Origin of the sequence: Bartonella sp. AA1HLJMS (assembly GCF_042197445.1) — a bacterium.
In the GTDB taxonomy this organism is placed as follows: domain Bacteria; phylum Pseudomonadota; class Alphaproteobacteria; order Rhizobiales; family Rhizobiaceae; genus Bartonella.
Genome location: NZ_JBHIRW010000247.1, coordinates 1 through 918 on the forward strand (window position 1 = coordinate 1; position 918 = coordinate 918).

A 918-nucleotide genomic window follows, 5' to 3' on the forward strand; every position below is an offset into this window, starting at 1 on the left:
GATCTATTTGACCTTGTAGGTAATTCAAAAAGCCAATCATAGCCTTTGGACTTGAATAGTCGATTTGTGGTGTTACTGCTTACTTTTCCAATTCTTGCCAACGGTCTATAATCCTAGCGCGTAATGTCATGCTGTAACCCGAAACTAAAATGAGGCATTCACGTTTAGGAAGGTTGTAACAAGGGAGAGTGCGACCAGTTGAATCTTTGTAAAAACCTACAAATTCACTCAGCCCAAATTTGGGCTCAGTACTTTTAGAGTGCAACTCTTCAAGCATTTGCTTAATATCACGCATAACGTGTTTATGTTGTTTACTACACAATTCTGCAATTTCACGACTAGACATGGTTGGAATTGTTGTGTTTTGAAAATTGCTTTCAGATGTTGTAATAAAATTACGCATGCTTCACTCCGTTCGCTGTGACAACATTGTCATTCTGCTTAATTTGCTGTCTTAGATGTCTTAAGAAATCTTCTAATGTTTCAGGATTTGAATAATCGATTTTTGAATTTGCTTTTTTTTCGCATTTCAGAAAATATTCACGCACTTGTTTACCTTTGAGACCAGGTTCACAAATGGCAATGTGTTTTGCTGTGTCTAAAGTGAGAGCATAATCTTTAAAAGGATTTCCACGTGAGGAGTTTGATAATTCTTTAGTAGAAAGTACAAAGTCTATATCTTCTCTAAAGCTAAGTTCTTTAATACAGTTTGTTATCCACTTTCTAAACTCGGTTTTTACCTCTAAAAAGGTATATAAATCACGAGCGCTAATAGTTTGAACCTTTTGATGCTGAATAATATTGTATTGAGTAGCAAGAAGCTTTTCCATTACAGACCTCATATTGATGGGAAAAAGGGAGGCGCTTTTAAAAGCGCCCTTTAGAATTTTTAAATCACATCACAAAGACGTAATTTAT

The 918-nt window shown here is 35.3% G+C and carries 1 protein-coding gene and 1 pseudogene; both read right to left on the reverse strand.

Translation table 11 applies throughout. The annotated features are described in order from the left end of the window. Positions 1–403, reverse strand: a pseudogene (locus ACFIQE_RS10940) (Rha family transcriptional regulator); the annotation flags it as partial. Next, a complete protein-coding gene (locus ACFIQE_RS10945) occupies positions 396–830 on the reverse strand; it encodes an antA/AntB antirepressor family protein (protein WP_375707757.1) in 435 nt (144 codons plus the stop codon). The gene ACFIQE_RS10945 and the pseudogene ACFIQE_RS10940, both read right to left, overlap by 8 nt. Positions 831–918: the final 88 nt, after the last annotated feature.